General features: G+C 68.4%; 17 protein-coding genes and 1 pseudogene. 12 read left to right on the forward strand and 6 right to left on the reverse strand.

The window, feature by feature from the left end:
- The first annotated feature begins 6 nt into the window (after positions 1-6).
- Positions 7-906 carry a class I SAM-dependent methyltransferase gene (locus tag B3K53_RS13835; RefSeq protein WP_292085065.1) on the forward strand — a complete coding sequence of 300 codons (900 nt, stop codon included), beginning with the start codon at positions 7-9 and terminating at the stop codon, positions 904-906.
- Complete coding sequence (locus B3K53_RS13840) at positions 903-1928, forward strand: alpha/beta fold hydrolase (RefSeq protein ID WP_292085066.1); 1026 nt, start codon at positions 903-905, stop codon at positions 1926-1928. The genes B3K53_RS13835 and B3K53_RS13840 overlap by 4 nt, the downstream gene beginning before the upstream one ends.
- Here B3K53_RS13840 and hisN read toward each other — a convergent pair.
- Both hisN and B3K53_RS13850 read right to left on the reverse strand, forming a co-directional pair.
- Positions 1925-2713, reverse strand: coding sequence for a histidinol-phosphatase (gene hisN, locus B3K53_RS13845; RefSeq protein WP_292085067.1), 789 nt, complete (start codon positions 2711-2713; stop codon positions 1925-1927). The genes B3K53_RS13840 and hisN overlap by 4 nt on opposite strands.
- A 64-nt stretch (positions 2714-2777) precedes the next feature.
- A pseudogene (locus tag B3K53_RS13850) lies at positions 2778-3050 on the reverse strand (helix-turn-helix domain-containing protein); the annotation flags it as partial.
- A 182-nt stretch (positions 3051-3232) separates the two neighbouring features.
- On the opposite strand from B3K53_RS13850, the gene B3K53_RS13855 reads away from it, so the two are divergent.
- Entirely contained in the window at positions 3233-3490 is a 258-nt protein-coding gene (locus tag B3K53_RS13855) for a GlsB/YeaQ/YmgE family stress response membrane protein (protein WP_292085068.1), read from the forward strand.
- A gap of 66 nt (positions 3491-3556) precedes the next feature.
- Here the strand turns inward: B3K53_RS13855 and B3K53_RS13860 are convergent, their stop codons facing one another.
- A complete protein-coding gene (locus tag B3K53_RS13860; protein WP_292085070.1) occupies positions 3557-4009 on the reverse strand; it encodes a superoxide dismutase in 453 nt (150 codons plus the stop codon).
- Positions 4010-4157: 148 nt separating this feature from the next.
- On the opposite strand from B3K53_RS13860, the gene B3K53_RS13865 reads away from it, so the two are divergent.
- Entirely contained in the window at positions 4158-5822 is a 1665-nt protein-coding gene (locus B3K53_RS13865; RefSeq protein WP_292085071.1) for a phosphatidylglycerol lysyltransferase domain-containing protein, read from the forward strand.
- 80 nt (positions 5823-5902) lie between these two features.
- On the opposite strand, the gene typA is transcribed toward B3K53_RS13865, so the two are convergent.
- Both typA and B3K53_RS13875 read right to left on the reverse strand, forming a co-directional pair.
- Positions 5903-7735: a translational GTPase TypA gene (gene typA, locus B3K53_RS13870; RefSeq protein ID WP_292085072.1), complete on the reverse strand. Its 1833-nt coding sequence runs from the start codon at positions 7733-7735 to the stop codon at positions 5903-5905.
- A gap of 128 nt (positions 7736-7863) precedes the next feature.
- Entirely contained in the window at positions 7864-8922 is a 1059-nt protein-coding gene (locus B3K53_RS13875) for a YeiH family protein (RefSeq protein WP_292085074.1), read from the reverse strand.
- A gap of 83 nt (positions 8923-9005) precedes the next feature.
- On the opposite strand from B3K53_RS13875, the gene B3K53_RS13880 reads away from it, so the two are divergent.
- The gene (locus B3K53_RS13880) at positions 9006-9875 is read left to right on the forward strand and encodes a LysR substrate-binding domain-containing protein (protein ID WP_292085076.1); all 870 of its coding nucleotides are present in this window, start codon (positions 9006-9008) and stop codon (positions 9873-9875) included.
- Positions 9876-9880: 5 nt separating this feature from the next.
- Here B3K53_RS13880 and B3K53_RS13885 read toward each other — a convergent pair whose 3' ends face one another.
- Positions 9881-11929 carry an OPT family oligopeptide transporter gene (locus B3K53_RS13885; protein ID WP_292085078.1) on the reverse strand — a complete coding sequence of 683 codons (2049 nt, stop codon included), beginning with the start codon at positions 11927-11929 and terminating at the stop codon, positions 9881-9883.
- 272 nt (positions 11930-12201) lie between these two features.
- Between B3K53_RS13885 and mutM the strand changes: the two genes are divergently transcribed.
- The 7 genes from mutM (at position 12202) to dnaA (ending at position 17568) form a co-directional block, all read left to right on the forward strand.
- Positions 12202-13065: a bifunctional DNA-formamidopyrimidine glycosylase/DNA-(apurinic or apyrimidinic site) lyase gene (gene mutM, locus B3K53_RS13890; RefSeq protein WP_292085079.1), complete on the forward strand. Its 864-nt coding sequence runs from the start codon at positions 12202-12204 to the stop codon at positions 13063-13065.
- A 97-nt stretch (positions 13066-13162) separates the two neighbouring features.
- Positions 13163-13627, forward strand: a complete 465-nt coding sequence (locus B3K53_RS13895) for a hypothetical protein (protein ID WP_292085080.1) — start codon at positions 13163-13165, stop codon at positions 13625-13627.
- A 25-nt stretch (positions 13628-13652) separates the two neighbouring features.
- Positions 13653-14141, forward strand: a complete 489-nt coding sequence (locus B3K53_RS13900) for a hypothetical protein (RefSeq protein WP_292085081.1) — start codon at positions 13653-13655, stop codon at positions 14139-14141.
- Complete coding sequence (locus tag B3K53_RS13905; protein ID WP_292085082.1) at positions 14141-14359, forward strand: helix-turn-helix transcriptional regulator; 219 nt, start codon at positions 14141-14143, stop codon at positions 14357-14359. The genes B3K53_RS13900 and B3K53_RS13905 overlap by 1 nt, the downstream gene beginning before the upstream one ends.
- A gap of 39 nt (positions 14360-14398) precedes the next feature.
- Positions 14399-15184, forward strand: coding sequence for an enoyl-CoA hydratase (locus B3K53_RS13910; protein ID WP_292085083.1), 786 nt, complete (start codon positions 14399-14401; stop codon positions 15182-15184).
- Between the two features lie 144 nt (positions 15185-15328).
- The gene (gene rpsT / locus B3K53_RS13915; RefSeq protein WP_292085084.1) at positions 15329-15598 is read left to right on the forward strand and encodes a 30S ribosomal protein S20; all 270 of its coding nucleotides are present in this window, start codon (positions 15329-15331) and stop codon (positions 15596-15598) included.
- A 503-nt stretch (positions 15599-16101) separates the two neighbouring features.
- Positions 16102-17568: a chromosomal replication initiator protein DnaA gene (gene dnaA, locus B3K53_RS13920; protein ID WP_409515790.1), complete on the forward strand. Its 1467-nt coding sequence runs from the start codon at positions 16102-16104 to the stop codon at positions 17566-17568.
- Positions 17569-17721 lie beyond the last annotated feature (153 nt).

A 17721-nucleotide genomic window follows, 5' to 3' on the forward strand; every position in this document is an offset into this window, starting at 1 on the left:
GCGCGCATGGCTGAGCGTTCGACGCGACGCGCGGTTCTGGCGGGCGCCTGCATGGCCGCCTTCGCGGGCCTGGCCGCCTGCGGCAAGAAGGAAGACAAGGCGACGCCTGAGGCGCCCGCCGCTCCGGCGGGGCCGCCGGAAGGCTCGCTGGAATGGGCGGTCGCCGGCCCCTGGCGGTCCGCTGCGGATAAGGCGCGCGACGCCTCGCGGCATCCGATCGAGACCCTGCGCTTCTTCGGTCTGCAACCGAAGATGACGGTCATCGATTTTTGGCCAGGCAGCGGCTGGTATATCGAAATCCTGGCCCCCTATCTGAACAAGGGCGGCGGCGCGCTCTATCTCGCCGGCTTCGCCGAAGGACCGGCGGCCGACCCCGCCCAAGTGGCGCTGAACGCCGCGCTCAAGGCGCGGCTGGAGGCGGACAAGAAGCTTTACGGCGAAGTCCAGTTCAGCGCCTTCGGCGCGGGCACTGGGCCGGTGGCGCCCGCCGGGACTGCCGATCTGGTTCTCTTCATGCGCTACATCCACGCCTGGATGGCGGCGGGCATCGCCGAGAAGGCCTTCGCCGACGCCTTCGCTGCTCTGCGTCCGGGCGGGGTCCTCGGTGTCGAGCAACACAGGCTTCAACCCGATGAGGATCAGGATCCGGCGGCGGCCAACGGCTATGTGCAGGAGGCCTTTGTCAAGCAACTGGCCGCCGAGGCCGGCTTCGTCTTCGTCGAGGCGTCCGAGATCAACGCCAATCCCAAGGACACCAAGGATCACCCGTTCGGGGCCGACACCCTGGCGCCCATTCGCCTGACCGCGCCCATGGGCCAGCCGGCCAATCCCGAGTTCGACCGCACCAAGTATGACGCGATCGGCGAAAGCGATCGCATGACCTTGAAGTTCAGGAAGCCCGAGTGACCCGCGCCAACGCCTTCGCCGCCCACGCGCCCCTGATGGGGGTTCCCGGCGCCGCCTCGCCCCCCGGCGGAGAGGGCGACTGGTATCGCGGCGCGGGCGGGCTTCGTCTGCGCGCCGCTCTTTGGACGCCGTCGGCCATGCAGGCCAGGACGCCGCGCGGCACGGTGGTCCTCAGTCCCGGCCGCACGGAGCCGATCGAGAAATACTTCGAGGTCATCGGCAACTTCCTGGCGCGCGGCTTCTGCGTCCTGGCCCACGACTGGCGCGGCCAGGGTCTGTCGGCGCGGCTTCTGCCCGACCGGCTGCGCGGCCACGCCCGGGCGGTGGAGGAGTTCCTGGACGATTACGCCCGCCTTCTGGACGCCTATGAGGCGCGCGCGCCCAAGCCCTGGATCATGGTGGGCCATTCCATGGGCGGGGCGCTGAACCTGCTGTCTCTGGAGGACGGTGAGGACCGCTTCGCCGGGGCGGTCCTTTCCAGCCCCATGCTGCGCATCAAGACCGGCAAGCGGTCGATGTGGTCGGTCAAGCTGGCGGTGCGGTGGAACCTGCGCCACGGCAAGGCAGGCGAATATGTGCTGGACGACCCAGACGATCCTTTCGATCACACCTTCGAGAAGGACGGCCTGACTTCGGACCAGGCGCGCTACGACCTGTGGCGTCAGCAGCTCTACGCCTGCCCGCATCTGGCCATCGGCGGCCCCACCTGGGGGTGGCTGGCCTTCGCCCTGGACGCCGGCGAACGGGCGTTGAAGCCGCGGGCGCTCAAGTCGGTCAAAATTCCGGTCTGCGTGGTTCAGGCATCCGAGGACGACAAGGTCTGGAAGCAGACCAATCGCTGGGCGGCGCGCCGTCTGGGGCGGGGGCGCTATGTCGAGGTGCCGGGCGCCCTGCATGAGGTGATCATGGAGGCGGACCCGCTGCGCGGCGTCTTCCTCGATGAGTTCGACGCCTTGGCCGGCTATGTCGCCCCGGTCGAAGGCGAGGCGGCGACGCCGGCCCCGGCCACAGGATCTACCTAGGGCGCCGCCTGGGCGTTCAGAACGGCCAGGGCCTGAGCGGTCAGGGCGGCGTCGCCTGCCGCAAGGATGCGGCCGTCGCCGTCCGGGGCCTGGCCGGTCCAGCTGGTGACCTGGCCGCCCGCCGCCTCGATGACCGGCTTCAGCGCCGACCAGTCCCAGACCTTCAGCTCGGTTTCGGCCACCAGGTCGATGCGCCCCGCCGCAAGCATGGCGTAGGCGTAGGCGTCGCAGCCCAGACGGGCCAGCCGGGCCGAGGCGCGCAAGCGCGCCCAGGCTTCGCGGTCGTCGCCGACGAAGATGTCGGGGTCCGTGGTGGCGATCAGGGCGTCGGACAGGGCCGGACAGGCGCGAGTTTTCAACGGGGTCTCGCCGCCGTTCCGCAACAGGCGCGCGCCGGACGGCCCGCCCAGAAAGATCTCGTCGAGATAGGGCTGACCGATGGCGCCGATCACCGGCGCGCCTTCGTGGCGCAGGGCGATCAGGGTGGTCCACAAGGGCAGGCCGGCGATGAAGGCGCGGGTGCCGTCGATGGGGTCCAGCACCCAGACGTGCTCGGCGTCCGGACGGTCTTCGCCGTATTCCTCGCCGATGACGCCATGCTCGGGATAGCGGGCGGCGATCAGGCGACGGATGGCCGCCTCGGCGGCGCGGTCGGCCTCGGTGACGGGGTCGAAGGCGCCGGGGCCGGCCTTGTTCTCCTCGGCGTTGTGGCCGCGGAAATAGGGCAGGGCCGTGCGCGCGGCCTCATGCGACAGTTCGACGGCGAAGGCTTCCAGTGCGGTCATGCCGGGCTGATACACCGCCCGCTGCCCAGGGGCGAGGGGGCTTGTCAGGATGACGTCAGGCGGCTTCGTCGCGCGTAAAGGGTTCGACGCCGGTCGTAGCGGGAGGGCGTTCGCTCGCCTCGCCGAGGCCGTCGTAGAAGTAGCTGACCGGGGTCGACAGAGCTTCGGCCAGTTCCCACAGGCGGGCGGCCGAGATGCGGTTGGCGCCGCACTCGTACTTCTGGACCTGCTGGAAACGGACGCCGACCTGAACGGCCAACTGCTGCTGGGTCATGCCCAGAAGGCGACGGCGGCGACGCAGGCGGCGGCCCAGATGAAGATCGATATCGGCGGCCATGACGGCCCCTCCTTCTGACGGTCTGTGCTGTACCGGATCGGCACGGCTCAGGCCCGTCGTCGCAAGGCGCGTGCCGAGTTCGCCTGGGACGCGAACGGCGAAGCTTTCGACAGGAGAGGCAACCTGAGCGGGCGAGACGCATTAACGGTCAAGGCGTCACGCCTTGTCATGGGAGGGACTGAATGAGCGGATTTGGATTCATCGCCTGGATCATCATCGGCATCGTGGCCGGATGGCTGGCGGAAAAGATCATGAAGCGCAGCCACGGCCTGCTGACCAACCTGATCGTCGGGGTCATCGGCGCGTTGATCGGCGGCTTCCTGGCCAACAACCTGTTGGGGATCGACGCCTCGGGCAACTGGATCGTCGGCATCATCGTCGCCACCCTGGGCGCGGTGGTGTTGCTGTTCCTGCTCGGTCTGGTGAAAAAGCGAGCCTGACGGCTGGTCAGGCCGACATGAAGAGGGGCGGCCCGTCGGGCCGCCCCTTTGCATTTCGCCCGGTGATCAGGCGGTCGGTTCGTCAGCCGCGGGCGGCTCGACGGGTTCGGTCGGGGGCGTGTCGGGCGTATCGACCGGGGGCGTGGCCGCGGCCGGGGCTTCGCCGGCGATCGGGCTAGCGGCCTGGAAGTCCGACAGGCTGGCGTTGACGACGATGGCGTCGCCATCCTGACGGATGCCGGCCACCGGCACGGGGCGGACAGAGCCGTCAGCGCCTCGCACGGTCAGTTCCTGGCCCGAGGGGCCGTTCTGGGCGCCGACCAGCTTGCCGAGCTCCGATCCGTCGGCGCTTTTGACCACAGTTCCGGGCGTCAGGGTCAGGCTTTGGGGTTGAGCCGCGGCCGCCTCAGCGGTAGCCGGTTCGGGCGTCTGCGGCGTCGTGGCGTCCTGGGCGAGCACAGGGGCGGCGATGAGGAAGGCGCCGGCGATGCCGGTCAGCAGGGCGGTTTTGCGGATCATGAGGTCACTCCGGTTGGGCGAGTCTGGCGCTCGCGAAAAGGTGAACTCGCTGCGTTTCGGATTGTTTCAGATGCCTAGAAATGACCTTTTCAGCGCCGCAAACGGCCGATTCCTGCTTTATGAGGGGCGCAACGCCCCGCGAGGATGAATGACGACGACGAAACGGCCAGGCGGACTCGGGCGGATCCTTCAGCGGCTGGGGGGGCTGGCCTATGAACTGACGCCGCAGGTCTTCGCCGTGGCCTCGTTCGGTCTGGGCGCGGTCATGCTGCTGTCGGCGGCCACGCCGGCCTTTAGCGGGCGACTGCAGGCGCTGGACCGGATTTCGGCTCCCATCCTGATCGACCTGTCGCATTTCGCGGCCAGCGTGACCGGCTTCTTGCTGTTGCTGGTGTCGGCGGGCCTGTGGCGTCGCCGCCGAGGGGCCTACTACGCCGCCTTGTTCGGACTGATGCTGGGGGCGGTCTTCTCCTTGATGAAGGGGCTGGACTGGGAAGAGGCGGCGGAACTGACTTTGGCGGCCGCCCTGCTGCTGCCGTGCCGGGCCGCTTTCAACCGACGCTCGCGTCTGGGCGAGCCGCTTCGGCCGGGCTGGCTGCTGATGCTGGCCGCCGCCGTCGCCGCCATGCTGTGGTTGGGCTTCTTCGCCTATCGCGACACGGCCTATACCGACGAGTTGTGGTGGACCTTCCTGACCGACAAGCAGGCCTCGGGATTCCTGCGCGCAGGGGCCGTTCTGGCGGTGCTGACCCTGGCGGTGGCGGTGCGCTCGCTGCTGACGGCCCCGGGCGCCAGGAGCCATGGCCCGGCGGGGCCCGCCGAGATCGCGCGCGCTCGACTCGCGCTGGATCAGGCCGATACAGCGGCGCCCGAAGCCAGCCTGGCCCTTCTGGGCGACAAGGCGCTGTTGTTCAGCCCGTCGGGGCGCAGCTTCATCGCCTACCGCGTGCGAGGACGGCGCTGGATCGCCATGGGCGAGGCGGCGGGCCTGAAGGCCGAACGGCTGGAGCTTCTGTGGGCCTTCGCCGAGATGGCCGACAGCTACGGCGGGGCGCCGGTCTTCTATTCGGTGGGCGAGGGCATGCTGGCGGACCTGGCGACCCTGGGGCTGGCGGTCCGGAAGGTGGGCGAGGCGGCGGTGATCGACGCCGCGCATTTCTCGACCGAGGGCAAGGGCAAGCAGAACCTGCGCACCGCCGTGAACCGGGCCGAGCGTGAGGGGGCGACGTTCGAGGTCCTGGCGCCCGGCGCCGTCCGGCCGCTGGAGGCCGAACTGCGAGCGGTGTCAGACGCCTGGCTGAATCACCACAACGGGTCGGAAAAGGCCTTCTCCCTGGGGCGGTTCGATATCGACTATCTGGATCGCTCGCCGGTCGCCGTCGCGCGCGAGGGGGGACGCATCGTCGCCTTCGCCAACCTGCTGGTCGGGGCGCGCGGCGAAGAGGCGATGATCGACCTGATGCGGCATGATCCGGAGGGGCCGCACGGGATCATGGACTATCTCTTCACCCGCACCGCGCAGTGGGCGCGCGCCGAGGGGTTTGAGCGCCTGGACCTGGGCATGGCGCCCTTGTCGGGGCTGGAGGACCGGCGTCTGGCCCCCGTCTTCGCCCGGGTCGGCGCCCTGGTGTTCGAGGAGGGCGGGGCGGTCTACGGCTTCCAGGGCCTGCGCGCCTACAAGGGCAAGTTCGGCCCGGCGTGGCGGCCCAAGTTCATCGCCGCCTCGACCTCCACGCCTCTGGCCCTGGCCCTGCTGGACGTGGCCTTGCTGACCAGCGGCGGCTGGCTGGGGCTGCTGGGCTTGAAGAAGTAGCTCAAAGGCCTCGAGCAGCCGGAGGAGCGATAGGCGCCACAAACAAAAAAGGGGCGGACCGTATGGTCCGCCCCTTTGTCTTACTCAGGCTTGACGCGCTTCTTGCGGAACGAGGGGTTCAGCACCTGCTTGCGCAGGCGGATCGACTTGGGCGTGACCTCGACCAGTTCGTCTTCCTCGATGTAGGCGATGGCCTGCTCCAGCGACATCTGGCGCGGCGGGGTCAGGCGAACCGACTCGTCCTTGCCGGCGGCGCGGACGTTGGTCAGCTGCTTGCCCTTGATCGGGTTGACGTCCAGGTCGTCCCAGCGGCTGTTCTCGCCGATGATCATGCCCTGATAGGTTTTCTCGCCGGCGCCGACGAACATGACGCCGCGGTCTTCCAGGTTCCACAGGGCGAAGGCGGCGGTTTCACCGTCCGAGTTCGAGATCAGCACGCCCTTCAGGCGACCCTCGATGGCGCCCTTGTGCGGCTCGTAGTGCGAGAAGACGCGGTTCAGCACGCCCGAACCGCGCGTGTCGGTCAGGAATTCGCCCTGATAGCCGATCAGCGAGCGCGACGGGCACTTCAGCTGGATGCGGGTCTTGCCGGCGCCCGAGGGGCCCATGTCGGTCATTTCAGCCTTACGCGCCGACAGCTTCTCGATGACGATGCCCGAGAACTCGTCGTCGACGTCGACCATGACGTCTTCGATCGGTTCCATCTTCTCGCCGTTCGGGCCGGTCTGGAAGACCACGCGGGGACGCGAGATCGAGACCTCGAAGCCTTCGCGGCGCATGTTCTCGATCAGAACGCCCAACTGCAGTTCGCCGCGGCCGGCGACCTCATAGGCGTCGCCGCCTTCGGTCGTGGTGACGCGGATGGCGACGTTGGCTTCGGCTTCCTTCAGCAGGCGGTCGCGGATGACGCGCGACTGGACCTTGTCGCCTTCGCGGCCGGCCAGGGGGCTGTCGTTGACCGAGACGGTCATCGAAATGGTCGGCGGGTCGATCGGCTGGGCCGGCAGGGCGTCCACGACTTCCATGGCGCACAGGGTGTCGGCCACGGTGGCCTTGGACATGCCGGCGATGGCGACGATATCGCCCGCTTCCGAACCCTCGTCCAGGGGCTGACGCTTGAGGCCGCGGAAGGCCAGAACCTTGGTGATGCGGCCGCGCTCGATTTCCTTGCCGTCGCGGTCTAGGGCGTGGATGGCCATGCCGGGGACGGCCTTGCCGCTCTGGATGCGGCCGGTCAGCAGACGGCCCAGGAATGGGTCGCTTTCGATCAGGACGTTCAGCATCTGGAACGGCTTGTCGCGGTTTTCCTGAACCTTGGGCGCCGGCACGTGGTCGACGATCAGGTCGAACAGCGGGGCCAGGTTGTCGTTGGGCTGGTTCAGGTCCAGCGTCGCCCAGCCCGAACGGCCCGAGGCGTAGATGTGCGGGAAGTCCAGTTGCTCGTCCGTCGCGCCGATGGCGGCGAACAGGTCGAAGGTTTCGTTGTGGACGCGGTCCGGGTCGGCGTGGGCGCGGTCGACCTTGTTGATGCAGAGGATCGGGCGCAGGCCCATCTTCAGCGCCTTGGTCAGGACGAACTTGGTCTGGGGCATGACGCCCTCTTCGGCGTCGACCAGGATGACGCAGCCGTCCACCATGCCCAGGATACGCTCGACCTCGCCGCCGAAGTCGGCGTGGCCGGGGGTGTCGATGATGTTGATGCGGGTTTCACCGGCCTTGCCGTTCCACAGGACCGAGGTGCACTTGGCCAGGATGGTGATGCCGCGTTCTTTTTCCTGGTCGCCGGAGTCCATGGCGCGCTCGGTGGTCGCCTCGTTGGCTCGGAAGACGCCGGACTGAGCCAGCAGCTGGTCAACCATGGTGGTCTTGCCGTGGTCAACGTGGGCGATGATAGCGACGTTACGAAGGTTCATTTCGGGCTCGGGCGGACTGTGTTCGGCCACGGAAGTCCGGGCCGCTGCAAGATGCGGAAAGCGGGAAGGAAGCGGCGCCTCTTACAGCCCTATCGTCTGAAAGACCAGCGGGGCGGTTCGATTGTGCGTCAGCCGGGCAAAATGAGCACGATCGTGACCAGTGCAAGGCCGCCGATCAGCAGGGCCGACAGGGCGGCCACGGCGGCCACGCGCGGCCCGGCCCGGACCACGGCGCGCGGGTCGACCATCAGGCCCAGCGCCGCCATGGCGATCAGGGTCATGGACGTCACTCCGGCCTGAAGCGGCGGCAGGACGACTTCCGGGATCAGGCCCGCCGAACGCAGACCCATCAGGACCAGGAAGACGAGGATGAACCAGGGGGCCATGTGGTGCAGCCTGGGCCGCCTGGCGCCTTCTGCCTTGCCGGACTGCATCAGGCCCAGCACCAGGCAGACGGGGCCGAGCATGAGGACGCGGACCAGCTTGACCACGGCGCCGGTCTGGACGGCCAGCATCCCGGCAGGAACGGCGGCGGCCAGGACCTGCGGCACGGCATAGACGGTCAGACCGGCCAGAACGCCGACCCTGGTCGCGTCAAAGCCCATCAGCGCCCCGACGACGGGGACCAGCAGGACCACCAGAATGCCGAGGACGGCGGTGAAGCCGATGGCGGCGGCTACGTCCTGCCCTTCCGCCTCTATGACCGGGGCCACGGCGGCGATGGCCGAGTTGCCGCAGATGGCGTTGCCGCAGGCGACCAGCAGGGCCATGGCGGGCGGCAGGCCGAAGGCGCGGCCGAGCGCATAGCCGCCGAGGATGGCAAGGGCGACCACGCCCATGATAGCCAGCAGCATGACGGGGCCGAGCGCCATGACGGCGGCGCCGGAGACGGTTGCGCCCAGCAGAGCGACGGCGACCTCCAGAAGGGTCTTGGCGCTGAATTGCACGCCGGGCGCCCAGACGTTCGACGGGGTCCAGAACAGCCGGATCGCCGCGCCCATCAGGATGGCGATGACCAGCCCCTCGACCCAGGGATGGCCGAACAGCGAGGTCTCGATCAGTTGCAGGCCATAGGCGACCGCGCCGACGCCCGCGCTCAGCAGGACGCCGGGCAGCAGGCGGGCCAGGCCGCGCAGGGGAGCGGCCTGATGAGAGGGGGCGTGGGCGGAATGGTGGGCGGTCGTCATGACGCCGCATCATCTGCTCCGTCATCTGATCGTTCCAACGTATTGTTATGGACTTAATGATCAATAAAAGCGATTGATTGCTCATGACGCTGGAACAACTCCGCATCTTCGTCGCCGTGGCTGAGCGCCTGCACATGACGCGCGCGGCCGAGGCCCTGCATCTGACCCAGTCGGCGGTCAGCGCGGCGGTGGCGGCGCTGGAAGCGCGGCACGGGACCCAGCTGTTCGACCGGGTCGGTCGGGGACTGGCGCTGAACGCGGCGGGAGCGGCTTTTCTGCCCGAGGCGCGGGCCGTGCTGGCCCAGGCCGAGGCGGCGGAGCAGGCGCTGGATGATCTGGCGGGCCTGAAGCGCGGCGCGGTGCGCCTGTTCGCCAGTCAGACCATCGCCGCCTACTGGCTGCCGCCGAGGATGGCGGCGTTTGCGCGGGCCCACCCCGAGATTCAGCTGCACCTGTCGATCGGCAACACGCACCGGGTGGTCGAGGCGGTGCTGGCGGGCGAGGCGGAACTGGGCCTGATCGAGGGGGCCTTCGAGGCGTCTCGGGTCGAGAAGGTGCGGATGGACGCCGACCGGCTGGTCGTGGTGGCGGCGCCGGGGCATCCGCTGGCGGGGCGGGCCGAGGCCCTGTCGGCGGCGGAGCTGAAGGCGTTGGACTGGGCTTTGCGCGAGGAGGGATCGGGGACACGCAGCGAGTTCGAGGCGGCCTTGCCGCGCGGCGTCGCGGGGAGCTTGCGGGCCGTTCTGACCCTGCCGTCCAACGAGGCCATCCTGTCGGCGGTGGCGGCGGGGGGCCTGGTCACGGCGATTTCGGAACTGGCCGCCCAGCCCCTGATCGAGGCGGGGCGGCTGGTTCGTCTGCCGCTCGATCTGCCCGAGCGGCCGTTTCATCTGCTGCGCCACCGCGAACGGCGGCCCAGCCGGGCGGCGGAAGCTTTCGCCTCCGCGCTTTAGTCAGTTCAGACCTTGGCCGAGCGGCTGCGGATCCAGGTGTAGAGGGCGAAGGTCAGCACCGCGAAGGCGACCAGACCGGCCCACATGGCGGGCCACATCGTATCCTTGGGCAGAAGGGCGAACGGCGCTTCGTTCCGGGTGCTGACGATGACGGCGGCGGTGAAGACGCCGAACAGGCTTTCGCCCACGATCAGGCCCGAGGCGAGCAGCACGCCCATGCGACGGCCCACGTCGGCGAAGCGGGTCGTGGCGATCCACTTCTCATAGGCCCAGCCGCAGACGGCGCCGACGACCAGCATGGTGGTGACGGCGGCCGGCAGATAGACGCCGATGCCGGCGGCCAGCGGCGGCAGCTTGATCTTGTCTTTCGTGGCGCGGCGCAGGACGACGTCGAGGATGATGACCAGAATGCCGACGACGGCGCCGATGCCGATCAGGTCCCAGCGAAGCTCGCCGCTGATGACGCCCTTGGCCAGGGCCGAGATCAGGGTGGCCTGCGGGGCGGCCAGGGTCTGCGAGCCCTCGACGATGGCGGGCGGGCCGCCTTCGAAGCCGAAGGCCTGGTTCATCATGTCCAGGACGAAGGGGATGACCAGGGCGCCGGCGACGACGCCGACCAGCAGGGCCGTTTGCTGACGCCAGGGCGTGGCCTCGACCAGTTGGCCGGTCTTGAGGTCCTGCAGGTTGTCGTTGGAGATGACGGCCACGGCGAAGACCACGGCGGTGACGATCAGGGCGAAGGCGATGATCGAGGGATCGGCGGGGACGCCGGCCACGGCCATGACCCCCAGCATCAGCAGGGAGGCGATGATGATGGCCAGGATGCCGACGCCCGAGACGGGGCTGTTGGAGGAGCCGATCAGGCCGGCCATGTAGCCGCAGATGGCGGCCACGGCGAAGCCGATGACCACGACATAGATCAGGCCGCCGACGACCAGCAGCGGGGTCGAGCCGGCCAGGGCGGTGCCCTGGGCGAAGACGGCCAGCAGGACGGCGATGCCGACCAGGGCGGCGACCGACAACAGGCCGACGATCTTGATCGGGATGTCCTGCTCGGTGCGGTCCAGAACCTCGCCGTGGGCGCGCTTGGTCTGGGCGGCGATGGCCGAGGTCAGGCCGGCGACCAGGGGGGCGGCCAGCTTGGCCAGGGTCCACAGGGCGGCCACGCCGATGACGCCGGCGCCGATGAAGCGGACTTCCTTGGCCCAGACGGTCATGGCCAGTTCCTCGGCCGGGGCCCCGGCGGGCAGGCCGGCGGCGATCGAGGGCACGCCGTGGGCGGCGGCCCAGGCCACGAACTCGGGCGAGGTCAGGATGGGGACGAAGATCAGCCAGGCCAGGACCAGGCCGAACAGCTGGGTCAGGCCGACCGCCAGACCGATCAGGTGCCCGGCGCCCAAAAGGGCGAACTGCATGGAGAAGCCGACGCCCGTGGCGCCGCCGCCCAGAGCGGCCGGCAGGCGTAGGAAGGCGGTGGTTTCAGCGGCGAAGACCCGCGCGGCGGCCAGGAAGGCGAAGAAGGCCGAGGCGATGGCGCTGCCGATCACCACGAACAGGCCCGAACGGTTCTCGCGCACGGCCTCGGCGGATTCATCGGCGCCGGGCGAACCGACCTTCAGCACCTCGGCGGCGGCGACGCCCTCGGGGTAGGGCAGGCCGCCCTGAACCACGAGCGTCCGGCGCAACGGAATGGAGAAGGTCACGCCCAGAACCCCGCCGAGCACGCAGATGGCCACCGACTCCCAGAAGGGGAAGTTCATCCACCAGCCGATCATGACCAGGCCGGGCAGAACGAAGATGATGGAGCTCATGGCGCCGCCGACCGAGGCGACGGTCTGAACCGTCATGTTCTCCCAGATGGTCGAACCCTTGAAGGCGCGCAGCAGGGCCATCGAAATGACCGCCGCCGGAATGGCCGAGGCGAAGGTCAGGCCGACCTTCAGGCCCAGATAGGTGTTGGCCGCCGTGAAGACCGCCGCCAGCAAGCAGCCCAGGATCAGGGCGCGGATGGTCAGTTCGATGCGTTTGCCGGTTCCGGCGGGTTTGTCTGTCATGCGCGGTTCTTTCCGTTGTGCGCGGAGGTAATCCTGAAAGCGCGGCCGTGACAACGGGTCGCGGGGAGATTGGACGCAGCCTCCTCCCTCCCACTTGGGGAGGGTGGTCGCGAAGCGACCCGGTGGGGAGGGCGTGGCGACATGGACGCAGCGCTTGATTTGCTGAAGCGCCCCCACCCGTCTGGCGCTGCGCGCCAGCCACCCTCCCCCAAGTGGGAGGGAGAAGGGGGTGCCTCTTCTCCTGTAGCGCACGACGGATTACCTCTTTCTCCATGCCTGAATTACCCGAAGTCGAAACCGTGCGGCGTGGTCTGGAGCCGGTGCTGGAGGGGGCGCGGTTGACCATGACGCGTCAGAACCGGCCGGATCTGCGCTTTCCCTTTCCCGAGCGGTTCGTGGAGCGGCTGGACGGGGCGACGGTGCTGCGGCTGGATCGGCGGGCCAAGTATCTGCTGTTCCCGCTGTCGACCGGCGAGACCTGGGTGACGCATCTGGGCATGACCGGGCGGTTCACCCTGGAGGGCGCGGCGCCGGGCCGGTTCGAGACCGAGGCGCCGATCGCCGGCAAGCACGAGCACATGAGCCTGACGGCCGAGCGGGCCGGGGTGGTGACGCGGCTGGGCTACGCCGACGCGCGGCGCTTCGGCTTCATGGGCCTGATCCCGACCGAGGCGGTCGAGGGTCATGCCTGGTTCGTGGACCTGGGGCCGGAGCCGATGGGCAACGGCTTTTCCGCGGCGCATCTGGCCGAGGCCTTCGCGGGCAAGGCGCAGAACATCAAGGTCTCTTTGCTGGACCAGCGGATCGTGGCGGGGCTGGGCAATATCTATGTGTGCGAGGCGCTTTATCGCGCCCGCATCTCGCCGCTGACGGCGGCGGGCAAGGTCAGCCGGCCTCGGCTGGAGCGGCTGGCGACCGAGGTGCGCAATGTCCTGGCCGACGCCATCGCGGCCGGCGGCTCGACGCTGAAGGACTTCGCCAATGTCGAGGGCGGGCAGGGCTATTTCCAGCATCGCTTCGACGTCTATGGCCGCGAGGGCGCGCCGTGCCGGACGGAAGGCTGTTCCGGCGTGGTGGCGCGCGTGGTTCAGGCCGGGCGCTCGACCTTCTTCTGTCCGGTCTGCCAGAAGCGGTGATGTGTCGGAAAAATTCGACGTGATGTAAAAAATAATAGACATCGTGTCTACGTCATGCGACATCGCCTCATCGCTTGGGATCAAGGAGGAGGCGGCAATGTCGTTCAGGGAAAAACTGTCGTGGGGCGTGCTGCTGACCACGTCGGCGGTGTGGAGCTTCTATTTCGTGCGGCTGGGGCTGAGGGCGGCCGACGGCCTGCTGACTCAGGATCTGGTGCTGTGGACCATGGGGGTCTGCATCGGCTTCAGCGTCGCGGCCCATGTGGGCTTTTCCATTCTGGCGGCGGTCAGCACGTCGAAGGCGGAGCGGTCGGTGGTCGATGAGCGCGAGCAGGGCGTGGCCCTGAAGGCCAGTCAGGCGGCCTTTCTGACGATGAGCGCCGTGCTCGGCGGTCTGGCGGCCTTCGCCTATGTCTATGCGCGGAAGCACCCCGATCTGCTGGGCGCGGAGCCCCTGGCGGCGGCCATGCTGCTGGCGGCCAATGGCGTGATCTTCGCCCTGGCCCTGTCGGAGGTGGTGCGCCACGCGACCCTGATCACCCTGCTGCGTCGGGTCGGCTGAGGCCGCGACGGATAAGGAGCGCGACATGAGCTTTCGCGAAAAGCATCTGTGGGTCGCCATCATCGCCGGTCTGGCGGTCTGGGGCGCCTATGGCTGGAAGTTTTTTGAACGGGTGCTGGCTGGGGGGCTGAAGCAGGCCGATTTCGCCGCCGATATGGGCGGGCTGTTCATCCTGGGCCTGGTCGCCGTGGTGGTGCTGGAGGCGGGGCTGACGGCCCTGGCCTTGCTGACCACGTCCAGGGCCGAGCGCCGGGCGCGCGACGAACGCGAGGGGCTGGCGACGCTGCAGGCCAGCCATGTTTCGCTGATGCTGCTGATCGGTTTGCTGGTGACGGTCTCGGCCGTCGCCTACGGCGTCGGCTTCTGGGGGAGCGTGAAGCCTGAGGGGCTGGCGCGGTGGATGATCCCCGGCAATGGCCTGGTGCTGGTCGCCAATGCGGTGCTGGGCTGCATCATGCTGTCGGAACTGGCGCGCTGGGCCCTGTCCCTGGCCCTGCTGAAGCGGGGGCGGTGATGGGCAAGACGCCGCCGCCTATAAAGAACCGCATCCGCGAGCTGCGCTTTCATGCCAGCGAGATGACTCAGGCGGACCTCGCCGCGCGCATCGGCATGACGCGTCAGACCATCGTGGCCATGGAGCAGGGCAAGTACTCGCCCAGTCTGGAGGCCGCCTTCCGCATCGCCCAGGTCTTCGGCGTCGAGATCGGCGAGGTGTTCCAGTGGGAGGGCTGAGGCGCTAGACCTCCTGCCGAAGATATAGAGGAGCGCCTGATGGCCGACGCCTATTCCACCCTGCTGATCGAACGCCACGCGGACGGCTATGCGGTCGTCACCCTGAACCGGCCCGAGGCGCTGAACGCGCTGAACACCACCCTGACCGGCGAGCTGGGCGACTTCCTCGAGAGCGTGGCCGACGACGACAGCGTGCGCTGCGTGGTCCTGACCGGCTCGGTGAAGGCTTTCGCGGCCGGCGCCGACATCAAGGAGATGGCGGATCAGGCCTATGCCGACATGTATCGCGGCAACTTCTTCGCTCGCGCCCATGACCGGGTGGCCGGGTTCAGGAAGCCGATCGTCGCGGCGGTGTCGGGCTATGCGCTCGGCGGCGGCTGCGAACTGGCCATGCTGTGCGACTTCATCATCGCCTCGGACACCGCCAAGTTCGGCCAGCCCGAGATCAATCTGGGCGTGGCGCCGGGCATCGGCGGCTCGCAGCGCCTGACCCGCGCCGTGGGCAAGGCCAAGGCGATGGACATGTGCCTGACCGGGCGGATGATGGACGCCGCCGAGGCTGAACGCGCCGGACTGGTCTCGCGCGTGGTGGCGTCCGATGTCCTGCTGGACGAGGCGCGGGCCGCCGCGGCCAAGATCGCCGGGCAGTCGATTCTGGCCGTCATGGCCAACAAGGAGCTGGTCAACGCCGCCTTCGAGACGACCCTGGCGCAAGGGGTGGTGTTCGAGCGCCGCCTGTTCCACTCCCTGTTCGCCTTCGAGGACCAGAAGGAGGGGATGGCGGCCTTCGTCGAGAAGCGCAAACCCGCCTTCACCGGCCGTTGAGCCCAGCCTCAAACCCAGGCCCTGATTCAATTCCGGCCGTGTCGCGTTGACCGGCCGGAGCCTTTCCGCTATAGCCGCCCGCTCTTGAGATTTCCTCGCCGTGGACGTGGGTTCGCGGCGTTTTCGTTCGAAGGTTTTTACCCGATGGCCAACAATGCAGGCGCCCGCAAGGCGATCCGCAAGATCGAAGCGCGGACCGAAGTGAACAAGGCCCGCCGTACGCGCGTTCGCACCTACCTCCGCAAGTTCCAGGAAGCTCTGGCCGGCGGCGACGTCGAAGCCGCCAAGGGCGCCTTCATCACGGCCCAGTCGGAACTGATGCGCGCCGTGTCGAAGGGCGTGGTTCACAAGAACACCGGCTCGCGCAAGGTTTCGCGCCTGGCCGCCCAGCTGAAGAAGCTGTCGGCCGCCTGATTTAGGTGGCGTCGGGACGGGGTTTCACGCCTTTGTCAAACGACGTCATTTGATGGGTTCGGACCACCCGTAACAGGGTTGTCGCAAGAAAATCCAACGATTTCAACGGCGAGGAAGCGCAAGCTCCCTCGCCGTCTTGCTGTGCGGCGCTAAGTGCCCGATGGAATCCGGCAGAATCCGACGTTCGGAAATGGGGCGAAATCGCCATTTTCCTAAGCGTGGCCGAGGTTTGCCGGAGTCAAACAATTTAAGTGCGAATCTCGACTCGAATCAGCGTTGATCTCCGCTCCGCTGTGCGTAAGTTCGAGGGGTAACGCACTTCCATCCAATCTGGATGAAGGCGAGGGAAATCAAAGGTTTCCCTCGGCGGGAGATGTCTGTCTGTGAGTACGACCCCACTCGCGAAGCCTGGCTTCGCGGGACAGGAGAAGTCGTCCCGGATTTTGGCCGCTTCGAAGGGCGTTCGTTCGGTGGACTAACTTAACTCTGGCGGGTGTCTGAGAATGATCGGGGGCGCACTAATGACGGGCATGACGGATCCTGACCGTATCTGGACCGAGGCGGCGGGTCGCCTGAAGGCCGAGATCGGCGATGGGCCCTTCAGCAGCTACATCGCGCCCTCGGCCGTGAGGCTGGACGCTTCGGGCAATCTGATCCTGGTGACGCCGACCGCCTATGCGCGGGACTGGGTGCGCAAGAACGCCCTGCGTCGCATGAACGAGCTGTGGCTGGGCCTGGACGGCCTGTCGCGCCGTCTGGACGTGCGCTGCCGCGCCGAGGTGGGTTCGCCCGCCCCCGCGACCGCCTTCCCGGCCGGCGAGGCCCCGCGCCTGGCTTCGGTCGGCGGCGTGGTCGCCCCTTCGGTCGCGGCTTCGGCCATGGCCGCCTCCGCCTTCGCGCCCTCGACCGACGGCGCTCGCGCCGTGCGCGCCGCCGGTCTGCAAGAGCGCCTGACGTTCGACAGCTTCGTCGAGGGCCAGGGCAACGCCTTTGCGCTGGCCATCGCCAGGCAGGTGGCCAGCTGGGCCGACGGCCATTTCAACCCGGTCTTCTTCTGCGGCCCCTACGGCTACGGCAAGACCCACCTGCTGAACGCCATCGCCTGGGAGGCGCAGCGCCTGCGCCCCGACGCCAAGGTGGTCTATCTGACCGCCGAGCGCTTCTTGTCGACCTTCGTGCGCGCCATGCAGGACCGTTCGACCGCGGCCTTCAAGGAGAGCCTGCGCTCGGCCGACATGCTGCTGCTGGACGACGTCCAGTTCGTCGGCGGCAAGACCTCGACGCAAGAGGAACTGCTCAACACCCTGACCTCGCTGATCGAGGACGGCAAACGCATCGTCCTGTCCGCCGACCGCGCCCCGACCGCCCTGACCGACGTCGAGCCGCGTCTGCGCAGCCACCTGGCCGCCGGCCTGACCTGCCCGGTCGAGGCCGCCGATCGCAGCCTGAAGGTCGCCGTGGCCCAGTCGCGTCTCAGCGCCCTGGCCAAGCTGGGCGTCGTCTCGGGCGAGGCCCGCGCCGAGGTGCTGGAGCATCTGGTGGACCGCACCCCCGGCTCGATGCGCGAGCTGGAAGGCGCGGTGAACACCCTGGCCGCCGTCGCCGGCGCCCGCCTGTCGGCCCTGACGGTCGACGAGGCCCAGAGCCTGCTGGGCGTCGCCCTGCGCGGCGGGCCCGAGCGCCGCATCACGGTCGACGAAATCCAGAAGACGGTCGCCGACCACTTCAACCTGAAGCAGGCCGATCTGCTGAGCGAGCGCCGCACCCGCGCCATCGCCCGCCCGCGCCAGATCGCCATGTATCTGTGCAAGCAGCACACGACCCGCTCATATCCCGACATCGGCCGTCGCTTCGGCGGACGCGATCACACGACCGTCCTGCACGGCGTGCGCAAGATCGAGGAGCTGATGCCCAAGGAAGAGCAGATCGCCCGCGACGTGGAAGCCCTGACGCGCAAACTGCGCGGATAAAAGGGAAGGGCCCCGCAAGCTGCGCGGCTAAGGTTTTCGTCCACGGAGCGCCTGTGGATAGCGGGGGCAGACGTCGCAGGATGTCAGGCCCCCGTTGCCCCTTTCGCTCAATGCGCTAGTGTTCCAGCCCATCCTTACGGCGACGCTGCAAAC

This window comes from Brevundimonas sp. UBA7506 (assembly GCF_002479495.1).
In the GTDB taxonomy this organism is placed as follows: Bacteria; Pseudomonadota; Alphaproteobacteria; order Caulobacterales; family Caulobacteraceae; genus Brevundimonas.